The 13,567-nt window shown below is 68.2% G+C and carries 5 protein-coding genes and 2 rRNA genes; 3 read left to right on the forward strand and 4 right to left on the reverse strand.

Annotation, left to right across the window (positions count from 1 at the left end):
• Positions 1 to 29: 29 nt before the first annotated feature.
• A 23S ribosomal RNA gene (locus J7W19_RS04210) occupies positions 30 to 3,153 on the reverse strand.
• A gap of 275 nt (positions 3,154 to 3,428) precedes the next feature.
• Positions 3,429 to 4,954, reverse strand: a 16S ribosomal RNA gene (locus tag J7W19_RS04215).
• The 16S and 23S rRNA genes sit together here, the layout of an rRNA operon.
• Before the next feature lie 594 nt (positions 4,955 to 5,548).
• Here J7W19_RS04215 and J7W19_RS04220 point away from each other — a divergent pair.
• Together J7W19_RS04220 and ptsP are read left to right on the forward strand one after the other, a co-directional pair.
• Positions 5,549 to 5,998: a PTS sugar transporter subunit IIA gene (locus J7W19_RS04220; protein ID WP_004951969.1), complete on the forward strand. Its 450-nt coding sequence runs from the start codon at positions 5,549 to 5,551 to the stop codon at positions 5,996 to 5,998.
• 108 nt (positions 5,999 to 6,106) lie between these two features.
• Positions 6,107 to 7,777: a phosphoenolpyruvate--protein phosphotransferase gene (ptsP, locus tag J7W19_RS04225; protein WP_004951972.1), complete on the forward strand. Its 1,671-nt coding sequence runs from the start codon at positions 6,107 to 6,109 to the stop codon at positions 7,775 to 7,777.
• A gap of 78 nt (positions 7,778 to 7,855) precedes the next feature.
• Here the strand turns inward: ptsP and J7W19_RS04230 are convergent, their stop codons facing one another.
• Together J7W19_RS04230 and J7W19_RS04235 are read right to left on the reverse strand one after the other, a co-directional pair.
• The gene (locus J7W19_RS04230) at positions 7,856 to 8,785 is read right to left on the reverse strand and encodes a hypothetical protein (protein WP_004951974.1); all 930 of its coding nucleotides are present in this window, start codon (positions 8,783 to 8,785) and stop codon (positions 7,856 to 7,858) included.
• A 91-nt stretch (positions 8,786 to 8,876) separates the two neighbouring features.
• Positions 8,877 to 10,889: an acetoacetate--CoA ligase gene (locus J7W19_RS04235; protein ID WP_004951976.1), complete on the reverse strand. Its 2,013-nt coding sequence runs from the start codon at positions 10,887 to 10,889 to the stop codon at positions 8,877 to 8,879.
• Between the two features lie 217 nt (positions 10,890 to 11,106).
• On the opposite strand from J7W19_RS04235, the gene J7W19_RS04240 reads away from it, so the two are divergent.
• Positions 11,107 to 13,470, forward strand: a complete 2,364-nt coding sequence (locus J7W19_RS04240; RefSeq protein ID WP_040891928.1) for a glycoside hydrolase family 31 protein — start codon at positions 11,107 to 11,109, stop codon at positions 13,468 to 13,470.
• Positions 13,471 to 13,567 lie beyond the last annotated feature (97 nt).

Here is a 13,567-nt window from a genome sequence, read left to right on the forward strand (position 1 = left end):
CAGAACCAACACAGTGGACGCGAGCAACTGAGGACAAGCCCTCGGCCTATTAGTACCAGTCAGCTCCAACCGTTACCGGTCTTCCACACCTGGCCTATCAACCCAGTCGTCTACTGGGAGCCTTACCCCATCAAGTGGGTGGGAGTCCTCATCTCGAAGCAGGCTTCCCGCTTAGATGCTTTCAGCGGTTATCCCTCCCGAACGTAGCCAACCAGCCATGCCCTTGGCAGAACAACTGGCACACCAGAGGTTCGTCCGTCCCGGTCCTCTCGTACTAGGGACAGCCCTTCTCAAGACTCCTACGCGCACAGCGGATAGGGACCGAACTGTCTCACGACGTTCTAAACCCAGCTCGCGTACCGCTTTAATGGGCGAACAGCCCAACCCTTGGGACCGACTCCAGCCCCAGGATGCGACGAGCCGACATCGAGGTGCCAAACCATCCCGTCGATATGGACTCTTGGGGAAGATCAGCCTGTTATCCCCGGGGTACCTTTTATCCGTTGAGCGACGGCGCTTCCACAAGCCACCGCCGGATCACTAGTCCCGACTTTCGTCCCTGCTCGACCCGTCGGTCTCACAGTCAAGCTCCCTTGTGCACTTACACTCAACACCTGATTGCCAACCAGGCTGAGGGAACCTTTGGGCGCCTCCGTTACCCTTTAGGAGGCAACCGCCCCAGTTAAACTACCCACCAGACACTGTCCCTGATCCGGATCACGGACCCAGGTTAGACATCCAGCACGACCAGAGTGGTATTTCAACGACGACTCCACACACACTGGCGTGCATGCTTCACAGTCTCCCACCTATCCTACACAAGCCGAACCGAACACCAATATCAAGCTATAGTAAAGGTCCCGGGGTCTTTCCGTCCTGCTGCGCGAAACGAGCATCTTTACTCGTAGTGCAATTTCACCGGGCCTATGGTTGAGACAGTCGAGAAGTCGTTACGCCATTCGTGCAGGTCGGAACTTACCCGACAAGGAATTTCGCTACCTTAGGATGGTTATAGTTACCACCGCCGTTTACTGGCGCTTAAGTTCTCAGCTTCGCCTGGACGAATCCAAGCTAACCGGTCCCCTTAACGTTCCAGCACCGGGCAGGCGTCAGTCCGTATACATCGCCTTACGGCTTCGCACGGACCTGTGTTTTTAGTAAACAGTCGCTTCTCGCTGGTCTCTGCGGCCACACCCAGCTCAGGAAGCACGTTCCATCACCGGACATGGCCCCCCTTCTCCCGAAGTTACGGGGGCATTTTGCCGAGTTCCTTAACCATAGTTCACCCGAACGCCTCGGTATTCTCTACCTGACCACCTGAGTCGGTTTAGGGTACGGGCCGCCATGAAACTCGCTAGAGGCTTTTCTCGACAGCATAGGATCATCCACTTCACCACAATCGGCTCGGCATCAGGTCTCAGGCTTCATGCTGTCCGGATTTGCCTAGACAGCGCCCTACACCCTTACCCCGGGACAACCACCGCCCGGGCTGGACTACCTTCCTGCGTCACCCCATCGCTTACCTACTACAAGTCTGGATCGTCGGCTCCACCACTCCCCTACGCTCCGAAGAGCTCAGGGCGGCTTCACGGACTTAGCATCGCCTGATTCGATATTGGGCGTTTCAAAGCGGGTACCGGAATATCAACCGGTTGTCCATCGACTACGCCTGTCGGCCTCGCCTTAGGTCCCGACTTACCCTGGGCAGATCAGCTTGACCCAGGAACCCTTAGTCAATCGGCGCACACGTTTCCCACGTGTGTATCGCTACTCATGCCTGCATTCTCACTCGTGAACCGTCCACAACTCGCTTCCGCGGCTGCTTCACCCGGCACACGACGCTCCCCTACCCATCACAACAGGCGTTAGCCCTCATGCTGCAATGACACGACTTCGGCGGTACGCTTGAGCCCCGCTACATTGTCGGCGCGGAATCACTTGACCAGTGAGCTATTACGCACTCTTTCAAGGGTGGCTGCTTCTAAGCCAACCTCCTGGTTGTCTCTGCGACTCCACATCCTTTCCCACTTAGCGTACGCTTAGGGGCCTTAGTCGATGCTCTGGGCTGTTTCCCTCTCGACCATGGAGCTTATCCCCCACAGTCTCACTGCCGCGCTCTCACTTACCGGCATTCGGAGTTTGGCTAAGGTCAGTAACCCGGTAGGGCCCATCGCCTATCCAGTGCTCTACCTCCGGCAAGAAACACACGACGCTGCACCTAAATGCATTTCGGGGAGAACCAGCTATCACGGAGTTTGATTGGCCTTTCACCCCTAACCACAGGTCATCCCCCAGGTTTTCAACCCTGGTGGGTTCGGTCCTCCACGAAGTCTTACCTCCGCTTCAACCTGCCCATGGCTAGATCACTCCGCTTCGGGTCTTGGGCGCGCTACTCAATCGCCCTATTCGGACTCGCTTTCGCTACGGCTTCCCCACACGGGTTAACCTCGCAACACACCGCAAACTCGCAGGCTCATTCTTCAAAAGGCACGCAGTCACGACACAAGAAGCAAGCTCCCTGTGCGACGCTCCCACGGCTTGTAGGCACACGGTTTCAGGTACTATTTCACTCCGCTCCCGCGGTACTTTTCACCATTCCCTCACGGTACTATCCGCTATCGGTCACCAGGGAATATTTAGGCTTAGCGGGTGGTCCCGCCAGATTCACACGGGATTTCTCGGGCCCCGTGCTACTTGGGTGTCTCTCAAACGAGCCGCAATGATTTCAGCTACGGGGGTCTTACCCTCTACGCCGGACCTTTCGCATGTCCTTCGCCTATCACTACGGTTTCTGACTCGTCCCGTCGCCGGCAGACGACAGAAGAGAGATCCCACAACCCCGCATGCGCAACCCCTGCCGGGTATCACACGCAAACGGTTTGGCCTCATCCGGTTTCGCTCGCCACTACTCCCGGAATCACGGTTGTTTTCTCTTCCTGCGGGTACTGAGATGTTTCACTTCCCCGCGTTCCCTCCACACTGCCTATGTGTTCAGCAGCGGGTGACAGCCCATGACGACTGCCGGGTTTCCCCATTCGGACACCCCCGGATCACAGCTCGGTTGACAGCTCCCCGGGGCCTATCGCGGCCTCCCACGTCCTTCATCGGTTCCTGGTGCCAAGGCATCCACCGTGCGCCCTTAAAAACTTGGCCACAGATGCTCGCGTCCACTGTGCAGTTCTCAAACAACGACCAGCCACCCGTCACAACCCACCAACAGGCAGACCTTTACCGGGGCCGGCAGAAGGAACAGACCATAAGTCCGTACCCTCAGACACCCAACAGCGTGCCCGACCCGACCAGCTCACGATCACGTTCCACGCCGAAGCAGTACTAGCGATCCCTCACCGATCGTGCCGAATAGTCAACGTTCCACCCATGAGCAACCGTACGAGACATTCGCTCGTAGTCGGCTATGTGCTCCTTAGAAAGGAGGTGATCCAGCCGCACCTTCCGGTACGGCTACCTTGTTACGACTTCGTCCCAATCGCCAGTCCCACCTTCGACGGCTCCCTCCACAAGGGTTGGGCCACCGGCTTCGGGTGTTACCGACTTTCGTGACGTGACGGGCGGTGTGTACAAGGCCCGGGAACGTATTCACCGCAGCAATGCTGATCTGCGATTACTAGCAACTCCAACTTCATGGGGTCGAGTTGCAGACCCCAATCCGAACTGAGACCGGCTTTTTGAGATTCGCTCCACCTCGCGGTATCGCAGCTCATTGTACCGGCCATTGTAGCACGTGTGCAGCCCAAGACATAAGGGGCATGATGACTTGACGTCGTCCCCACCTTCCTCCGAGTTGACCCCGGCAGTCTCCTGTGAGTCCCCATCACCCCGAAAGGCATGCTGGCAACACAGAACAAGGGTTGCGCTCGTTGCGGGACTTAACCCAACATCTCACGACACGAGCTGACGACAGCCATGCACCACCTGTACACCGACCACAAGGGGGCACCCATCTCTGGATGTTTCCGGTGTATGTCAAGCCTTGGTAAGGTTCTTCGCGTTGCGTCGAATTAAGCCACATGCTCCGCTGCTTGTGCGGGCCCCCGTCAATTCCTTTGAGTTTTAGCCTTGCGGCCGTACTCCCCAGGCGGGGAACTTAATGCGTTAGCTGCGGCACGGACGACGTGGAATGTCGCCCACACCTAGTTCCCAACGTTTACGGCGTGGACTACCAGGGTATCTAATCCTGTTCGCTCCCCACGCTTTCGCTCCTCAGCGTCAGTATCGGCCCAGAGATCCGCCTTCGCCACCGGTGTTCCTCCTGATATCTGCGCATTTCACCGCTACACCAGGAATTCCGATCTCCCCTACCGAACTCTAGCCTGCCCGTATCGAATGCAGACCCGGGGTTAAGCCCCGGGCTTTCACATCCGACGCGACAAGCCGCCTACGAGCTCTTTACGCCCAATAATTCCGGACAACGCTTGCGCCCTACGTATTACCGCGGCTGCTGGCACGTAGTTAGCCGGCGCTTCTTCTGCAGGTACCGTCACTTTCGCTTCTTCCCTGCTGAAAGAGGTTTACAACCCGAAGGCCGTCATCCCTCACGCGGCGTCGCTGCATCAGGCTTTCGCCCATTGTGCAATATTCCCCACTGCTGCCTCCCGTAGGAGTCTGGGCCGTGTCTCAGTCCCAGTGTGGCCGGTCGCCCTCTCAGGCCGGCTACCCGTCGTCGCCTTGGTAGGCCATCACCCCACCAACAAGCTGATAGGCCGCGGGCTCATCCTGCACCGCCGGAGCTTTCCACCACCGAGCATGCGCTCAGCAGTCGTATCCGGTATTAGACCCCGTTTCCAGGGCTTGTCCCAGAGTGCAGGGCAGATTGCCCACGTGTTACTCACCCGTTCGCCACTAATCCCCTCCCGAAGGAGGTTCATCGTTCGACTTGCATGTGTTAAGCACGCCGCCAGCGTTCGTCCTGAGCCAGGATCAAACTCTCCGTGAATGTTTCCCCGTAATCGGGGCGACACCACGAGAGCGGAACGACCAGGCGGAATAAGCTCGGTCGTTCACAGCGTCCTCGCTGTGTTTTTCAAAGGAACCTCATCCAGGACCACAAGGATCCATGGACGGGGTTGTTTTATAGTCTGGCGTTGACTTTTGGCACGCTGTTGAGTTCTCAAGGAACGGACGCTTCCTTTGTACTCACCCGAGAGACTCTCTCAGGCTTTCCTCCGGGCGCTTCCCTTCGGTGTTTCACACTCTATCAGGCGTTTTCCGTCTCTCTCGCCACCCGCCTTTCCGTATGCATCGAGGCATAAGGGCAGACAAAAGCGGTCCCGAGAAAGGATCACATCTGAATGGAGTGCCGCCCCCGTACCGTGCTCGTCGGCTTTCGCCGCGGGCTCCGGTCGTGGGCAGGGATCCGACAGTACAGGCCCCCGGTCGAGAGAGGCAAATCGGTTACGGAGCGCACTGGCCGGAGGTGGGGCGCGCTCGTGCGGAACCGTCAGTTCCTATGACTTAGGCTCTGATCAGTGCGCCGTCCAGGACAGGTAGTGACGGTGCGTGATGAATCTCCACCCCTGGGAGGCTTCCCATGACCACCGTGTCGTCCCCGATCGCCGGACGCGCCATCGGACTCGCGGCAGTGCCCGATCCGGTCTTCTCCGGCGCGATGGTGGGACCCGGTACCGCCGTCGACCCCGTGCGTGAGCCCTCCGAGGCCGTCGCCCCCGTCGACGGAGTCGTCGTCTCGCTCCACCCCCACGCGTTCGTCGTCGTCGACTCCGAGGGCCACGGCGTTCTGACGCACCTCGGCATCGACACCGTCCAACTCAACGGCGAGGGCTTCGAGCTGCTCGTCAACAAGGGTGACACCGTCCAGCGCGGCCAAGCCGTCATCCGCTGGAACCCGGCCGCCGTCGAGGCGGCGGGCAAGTCGCCGATCTCCCCGGTGATCGCGCTGGAGGCCACCGCCGACACGCTCGCCGACGTGCGCGAGGACGGCGAAGTCAAGGCCGGCGACCAGCTGTTCAGCTGGCACTGACAGGCCGCGCAAGGCCGCCGGGGCACCGGCGGAAACGGTTCAGCTGAACGCAACAGGGACGCGTTCCCCCCACCGGCCGCGGCCGGTGGTCCCCTTCGAGAGGACATGATGGAAGCAACGCTGCGAGGCGTCGGCGTCAGCCACGGTGTGGCGATCGGCGAGGTCCGGCACATGGGCACGGCGGTGCTGGAGCCGCCGGCCAAGCAGATCCCGACGGACGAGGCACCGCGCGAACAGGGGCGCGCGCGCCAGGCCGTCGAGGCTGTGGCCGCCGATCTGATCGCCCGGGGCAACCTCGCCGGCGGCGAGGCCCAGCACGTGCTCGAGGCCCAGGCCATGATGGCGCAGGACCCCGAGCTGATGGCGGACGTCGAGCGGCGCATCGCCGTCGGCAGCACCGCCGAGCGCGCGGTCTACGACGCCTTCGCCGCCTACCGGGCGCTGCTCGCCGGGGCCGGGGAGTACCTGGCCGGCCGGGTCGCGGACCTGGACGACGTGCGGAACCGGATCGTCGCCCGCCTGCTGGGCGTGCCGATGCCGGGCGTGCCCGACAGCGACGAGCCGTATGTGCTGATCGCCCGGGACCTGGCGCCCGCCGACACCGCGCTGCTCGACCCGACGCTGGTGCTCGGTTTCGTGACCGAGGAGGGCGGGCCGACCAGCCACAGCGCCATCCTCGCCCGTGCGCTGGGCGTGCCGGCGGTCGTGGCGCTGCCGGGCGCCGGTGAGCTGGCCGAGGGCACGGTCGTGGCCGTGGACGGCAGCACCGGTGAGATCTTCGTCGACCCGAGCGAGAAGAAGCGCGCGGAGCTGACGAAGGCGGCCGAGGAGCGCCGGGCGGCGCTGGCCGCCTCCTCCGGTCCGGGTGCGACTTCCGACGGGCACAAGGTGCCGCTGCTCGCCAACGTCGGCGGTCCGGCGGACGTGCCCGCGGCGGTCGAGGCGGGTGCCGAGGGCGTCGGTCTGTTCCGTACCGAGTTCCTGTTCCTGGACGACAGCGCCAAGGCGCCGTCCGAGGCGAAGCAGGTCGAGGCGTACCGCAAGGTGCTGGAGGCGTTCCCGGAGGGCCGGGTCGTCGTGCGCGTGCTGGATGCGGGCGCGGACAAGCCGCTGGACTTCCTCACCCCGGCGGACGAGCCCAACCCGGCGCTCGGCGTGCGCGGTCTGCGGACGCTGCTGGACCACCCCGAGGTGCTGCGCACCCAGCTCACCGCGCTGGCCAAGGCCGCCGAGGGACTGCCCGTCTACCTCGAGGTCATGGCCCCGATGGTGGCGGACCGCACGGACGCCAAGGCGTTCGCGGACGCGTGCCGCGAGGCCGGGCTGCGGGCGAAGTTCGGCGCGATGGTGGAGATCCCGTCGGCCGCGCTGCGGGCGCGCTCCATCCTGCAGGAGGTCGAGTTCCTGTCGCTGGGGACCAACGACCTCGCGCAGTACACCTTCGCCGCCGACCGTCAGGTCGGTGCCGTCTCCCGCCTCCAGGACCCGTGGCAGCCGGCGCTGCTCGACCTCATCGCCCTGTCCGCCGAGGCGGCCAAGGCCGAGGGCAAGAGCTGCGGCGTCTGCGGTGAGGCCGCGTCGGACCCGCTGCTCGCCTGTGTGCTGACCGGTCTCGGGGTGACGAGCCTGTCCATGGGCGCCGCCTCGATCCCGTACGTGCGTGCCACGCTGGCCAAGCACACTCTCGCCCAGTGCGAGCGTGCCGCCGCCGCGGCCCGTGCGACGGACTCGGCCGAGGAGGCCCGGCTCGCGGCGCAGGCGGTGCTGTCCGGCGAGTGAGTGCCGCCCGCGGAAGCGGGTGAGCGAGGAGTGAGGGAGAGGGGTGCCTGCCGGGCGGCGGGCGCCCCTCTCTTCGTGTCACTCGTCCTCGGCCTCCCCCGCGTCGTGTTCCGGCAGTTCGATGCCCGCCTCGTACGCCACGCCGTGTTCGGGCGGGATGGGTTCGCCGGTGGCGGGGTCGGTGCAGTAGGCGGAGAAGACCTCGGCCTCGTCGAGTGGCCGGGGCCAGCCGGCGCGGAGGGTCCAGCCGCGGACGGTGGGCGGCCGGCCGAGGGCGGTGGTGCGGGCGACGATGCCGCCGGGGCGGTCGGTGGCGATGCCCGCGGCCAGGACGGTGCAGAAGACCAGGGCCGAGGGTTCGTCGAGCCGGAGCCGTCCGTCGGTGCCGCAGTCGGCCTGGAGGAGGGCGACGAGCGGGGCGTCCCCGTCGGCGGGGACGCTGCACACGAGGTGGTGGCCGCCCGGGCCGAGGGCCTCGACGATGCGGCGCAGGATGAGGGAGGCGCGGGCGAAGGCTCTCCGGCCGGTGTCGTCGCCGCAGCGCTCGCAGCCGTCCCCGGTGAGCAGTCCGGTGGCGTACTCCCAGGTGGCCTGTTGTTCGGCCGCGTCGATGAGGCCGGGGAGCAGCCGGGCGACGGGGCGTCCGTCGTAGGCGACCGTGGTGCCGGCGGCGGCGACCTCGGCCGTGTAGCGGGTGCGGCTGGTGGCGCTGTCCGGGTCGAGGCGGAGGTCCGCGCAGTAGGCGGCGTAGTCGGCCGGGTCGAACAGGGCGACGCTGGTGTAGGCGCCCTGGGCGGCCAGGGTGCGGAGGAGGGCGTCCACGTGCCGCAGGTAGCCGGGGTGGTCGTCGAAGCCGAAGCTGGTGTAGCGCCGCATGGCGGCGAAGTCGCGTTCGTCCGCCAGGACGGCGATGGTGCCGGGTACTTCTCTGCGCAGTCGTCGGCGTGCGCTCCGCCGGGCACGGGTGTCGTCGGTGTGTGCGGTGTCGGGCCGCGTCGTGTGCGCCATGTTTCCCACTCCCCCTCAGCGCGGTTACCAATGCTCACTCAGAGTAGTCGAGGGCACTGACAACGGCGCCGGGGGCGGGCGGGGGCGGTGGTCAGCCCTGGCGGCGGCGCCGGCCGAGGTCCGCGTAGAACGCAAGCAGCGCGGGGTTGTCGACGGAGCCGGGGTTGACGGCCTGTTCGAGGGGAGTGCCCTGGAGGAGGCGCTTGACCGGGACCTCGATGCGCTTGCCGGTGAGCGTGTGGGGGATGGCCTCGACGGCTATGACCTCGTCGGGGACGTGTCGCGGGGAGAGCTGTTGGCGGATGGTCCGCTTGATGCGGTCGAGGAGCGCGTCGTCCAGGGTGGTGCCGGGGGCGAGGTGCACGAAGAGGGGCATCCAGTAGCCGCCGTCGGGTTCCTCGACGCCGATGACCAGGGATTCCCGGATCTCCGGGAGCCGTTCGACGGCCTCGTAGATGTCGGCGGAGCCCATGCGGACGCCCTGCCGGTTGAGGGTGGAGTCGGAGCGTCCGTGGACGACGACGGTGCCGCGGGAGGTGAGGGTGATCCAGTCGCCGTGCCGCCAGACGCCGGGGAACGTCTCGAAGTAGCTCTCGCGGTAGCGCCGGCCGTCGGGGTCGTTCCAGAAGCGGAGGGGCATGGACGGCAGGGGCGCGGCGACGATCAGTTCCCCGACCTCGTCGACGACGGGCTTGCCCTGCTCGTCCCATGCCCGGAGGTCGGTGCCGAGGCAGGGGGCCTGGAGTTCGCCGACGTACACCGGGAGGGTGGGGACGGCGCCGGCGAAGCAGCTGCAGACGTCGGTGCCGCCGCTGACGGAGGCGATCCACATGTCCTCGGCGACCGCGTCGTGGATCCACCGGAAGCCGTCCGGCGGCAGCGGGGAGCCGGTGGTGGCGACGCAGCGGACGCGGGAGAGGTCGAGGTCGCGGCCGGGGTGGAGGCCGGCCTTGCGGCAGGCCATCACGTACGCGGCGGAGGTGCCGAACAGGGTGGCGCCGGTGCGTTCGGCGACCCGCCACTGGGCGGCGGTGTCGGGGTGGCCGGGGCTGCCGTCGTAGAGGACGACGGTGGCGCCGACGAGGAGGCCGGAGACGAGGAAGTTCCACATCATCCAGCCGGTGGAGGTGTACCAGAAGAAGCGGTCGCCGGGGCCGAGGTCACAGTGCAGGGAGAGCTGCTTGAGGTGTTCGAGGAGGATGCCGCCCTGGGACTGGACGATGGCCTTGGGCAGGCCGGTGGTGCCGGAGGAGTAGAGGACCCACAGCGGGTGGTCGAAGGGCACCTGCTCGAAGACCGGCTCGACGTCGCCCGAGGTCAGCTCGTCCCATTCCAGGGCGCCCTCGGGGGCGGGGGTGCCCAGCAGCGGGATGTGGACGACGGCGCGCAGGGTGGGCAGGCCGGCGCGGAGTTCGGCGACGGTGTCGGCGCGTTCGTGGCGCTTGCCGCCGTAGTGGTAGCCGTCGACGGTGAACAGGACGACGGGTTCGACCTGCTGGAAGCGGTCGAGGACGCTGCGGGCGCCGAAGTCGGGGGCGCAGGACGTCCAGACGGCGCCGACGGCGGCGGTGGCGAGGAAGGCGACGACGGCCTGGGGGATGTTGGGCAGGTAGCCGCTGATCCGGTCGCCGGGGCGGACGCCGAGGCGGCGGAGCTCGGCGGCCAGGGAGCCGACCCGGGTGCGGAGTTCGGCCCAGGTGACGGGGCGCGGGTCGAGGGTCTCGTCGGTGTGCAGCAGGGCCGGTCCGGCGGCGCGGGCGGGGTCCTCGGCGGTGCGCAGGGCGTGTTCGGCGTAGTTGAGGGTGGCGCCGGGGAACCAGACGGCGCCGGGCATGGACGCGTCGGCCAGCACCCGCTCGTACGGCCGGGAGAACCGTACGTCGCACCACTCGGCGACGGCCTGCCAGAAGGGCTCGGGCGCGGCGACGGACCAGCGGTGGAGGGCGGCGTAGCTCGCCTCGGGGTCGCCGGGGACGGGCGCGGGGGCGCCGTGCCGTTCGGCGGCGCGGGCGTGGAAGCGGGTGACCTGGGCACGGGCGACGCGGTCGGCGTCCGGCCGCCAGAGCGGCGTCGGCTGGTCGGCGTGGTGCGGTGCGGTGGTCATCGTGGCTGCTCCCGGCTGTACGCGTCGTGGGCGTGGCCGCCGTGCGGCGGGTTCCCGGGGTGTGGGCCGGCGCGCGCGGCTGACGAGGACGATGCCATGTGATCGTCTTCCGCACCAGGGGTGTCGGGCCGTGCCGCCGCGAGGCGTCGGTCACCGCCGGGTGAACGGGCGGCGAACCCGCTCCGTCCGGCGGGGTGCCGGTGGCAGGGTGAACGCCATGGATGCGCATGACCTGGGACGGTCGGTCAAATGGGTGACGTCGTTCAGGACGGTGGGGGCGGCGCGGGTGCTGCGGTCGGTGCGGGCCGCGTGGTGGCGGCGGCGGGTGGACGCCGCGGAGGCGCCGGGGCCGGTGGCCGAGCGGGCGCGGGTGCCCGGTCCGGCCCTCGGGGCGGATCCGGAGCCGGGCGGCGGGGTGGTGCGGTTCGCCCGGTCGTCGCTGCGGGTGCGGGTGGCGGCCGGGGGCGCGGTGTTCTGCGGGTGGGACGGCGCGGCGCCGGAACCGTCGTACGCCCTGGCGGGCCCGGTGCCGGAGGTGGACGAGCGGGTGGTGCTGGAGCCGGACACGGACGGCGGCTGGCGGGTGGTGTCGGAGCGGCTGCTGGTGGTGGTGTCACGGCACGGGGCGGTGGAGGTGCGGACGCCGGGCGGGGTGATGCTGCGGCGTGACCAGCCGCCGCGCTGGTGGGATCCGGTGGACGCGGCGGCCGATCGGGCGGGGCCGCGGTGGACGCAGCGGTCGGAGGTGCCGGCGGACGCCCGGTTCTTCGGCCTGGGCGGCCGGTCGGCGGGGCCCCGGCTGCGCGAGGGCGCGTACCGGCTGTGGAACACCGACCCCGGGGGTTCGTTCGAGCCGGGGGACGATCCGCTGTACCTCACCATGCCGGTGCAGCTGGTGGTGGCGGACGCGGGCACGCACCTGGTCTTCCACGACAACTCCTGGGACGGGCGGGTGCTGCTGTGGGAGGGCGAGGAGGGTGCCGGTTCGGGGCACGACCGGCCGGGCCGCTGCGAGCTGCGGATGACCGGGGGGCCGCTGCGGTACTGGGTGGTCGCGGGCACCCCGGCGCGGGTGCTGCGCGGCTGGGCGGGGCTGACCGGGGGTGCCGCGGTGCCGCCCGCCTGGGCGCTGGGGCACCACCACGCGCGGTGGGGGTTCGGCAGCGAGGCGGAGGTGCGGCGGGTGGTGGCCGGGTACCGGGAGCGGGGGCTGCCGCTGTCGGCCGTGCACCTGGACATCGACCACTACCGGGGCCACCGGGTGTTCACGGTGGACCGGGAGCGGTTCCCCGACCTGCCCGGGCTCTCCGCCGAGCTCCGGAAGGACGGCGTCCGGCTGGTGTCCATCGTCGATCCGGGGGTGAAGGCCGAGCCCGGCTGGGAGGTGTACGAGGCGGGCGCGGCGGCCGGCGCGTTCGTCCGGGACGGCCGGGGGCGGCCGGTGCGCGGCGAGGTGTGGGCGGGCACGTCGGTCTTCCCGGACTTCACCGATCCGGCGGTGCGCCGCTGGTGGGGCGGCCTCTACGCGGAACGGCTGGCGGAAGGGTTCGCCGGGTTCTGGCACGACATGAACGAGCCGGCGGCGTTCGCGGCGTTCGGCGAGCACACCCTGCCGCGGTCGGCGCGGCACGCGCTGGAGGGCCGGGGCGGCGACCACCGGGAGGCGCACAACGTGTACGCGCTGGCCATGGCGCGGGCCGGGTACGAGGCGCTGCGCGAACTGCGGCCGGACGAGCGGCCGTTCCTGTTCTCGCGGTCGGGCTGGGCGGGGCTGCAGCGGTACGGGGGGACGTGGTCGGGCGATGTGACGACGGGCTGGCCGGGGCTGCGGGCGTCGTTGTCGCTGGTGCTGGGGCTGGGGTTGTGCGGGGTGCCGTTCTCGGGTCCTGACGTGGGCGGGTTCACGGGTTCGCCGTCGCCGGAGCTGTATCTGCGGTGGTTCCAACTGGGCTCTTACCTGCCGCTGTTCCGTACGCACGCGGCGATCTCGGCGGGGCGCCGGGAGCCGTGGGAGTTCGGCCCGGAGGTGCTGGAGCACGCGGGGGCGGCGCTGCGGGAGCGGATGCGGCTGCTGCCCTACTTCGTCACGCTGGCCCACCGGGCGCGGGTGACGGGCGCGCCGTACGTCCGTCCGGTGTGGTGGCGCTCGCCGGAGGACCGGGCGCTGCGGGACTGCGAGGACGCGTTCCTGCTCGGGGACGCGCTGCTGGTGGCGCCGGTCCTGGAGCCGGGGGCCGACCGGCGGGCGGTGCGGCTGCCACGCGGCCGCTGGTACGACACGGCGACGGGCCGCCCGCACGAGGGCCCCGGCCAGGTGCTTCTCGACGCGCCGCTCGCCCGGATCCCGGTCCTCGCGCGGGCGGGGGCGGTGCTTCCGGTGGCGGGCGCGGACGGCGGGGTGGAACTGGAGGTGTGGGCCCCGGCGGCGGGCCGGACGGGCGGCGGGGTGCTGGTCGTCGAGGACGGCGGGGAGGAGGCCGAGGTGGTGCGGTTCACGACCGGGTGGCGGGACGGCGTGGTGATGGTGGAACGGGAGGGAGCGGCGGAGGTGGGGTTTCCGGTGCGGGTGCGGGGGGTGTAGGGGGCGGGGGTCGACCGGGCGGCCGGGGCCGGGCGTCCAGGCGGACGGACGTCGGGGGCGGGCGGTCGGGCCGACCGGCCAAGGGCCGGCCGGCGGC

This window comes from Streptomyces mobaraensis NBRC 13819 = DSM 40847, assembly GCF_017916255.1.
GTDB lineage: Bacteria > Actinomycetota > Actinomycetes > Streptomycetales > Streptomycetaceae > Streptomyces > Streptomyces mobaraensis.

Coding starts and splice junctions, on each gene's coding strand:
- J7W19_RS04220 (WP_004951969.1), top strand. CDS start 5,549: ATGACCACCGTGTCGTCCCCGATCGCCGGACGCGCCATCGGACTCGCG.
- J7W19_RS04235 (WP_004951976.1), bottom strand. CDS start 10,889: ATGACCACCGCACCGCACCACGCCGACCAGCCGACGCCGCTCTGGCGG.
- J7W19_RS04240 (WP_040891928.1), top strand. CDS start 11,107: ATGGATGCGCATGACCTGGGACGGTCGGTCAAATGGGTGACGTCGTTC.
- ptsP (WP_004951972.1), top strand. CDS start 6,107: ATGGAAGCAACGCTGCGAGGCGTCGGCGTCAGCCACGGTGTGGCGATC.
- J7W19_RS04230 (WP_004951974.1), bottom strand. CDS start 8,785: ATGGCGCACACGACGCGGCCCGACACCGCACACACCGACGACACCCGT.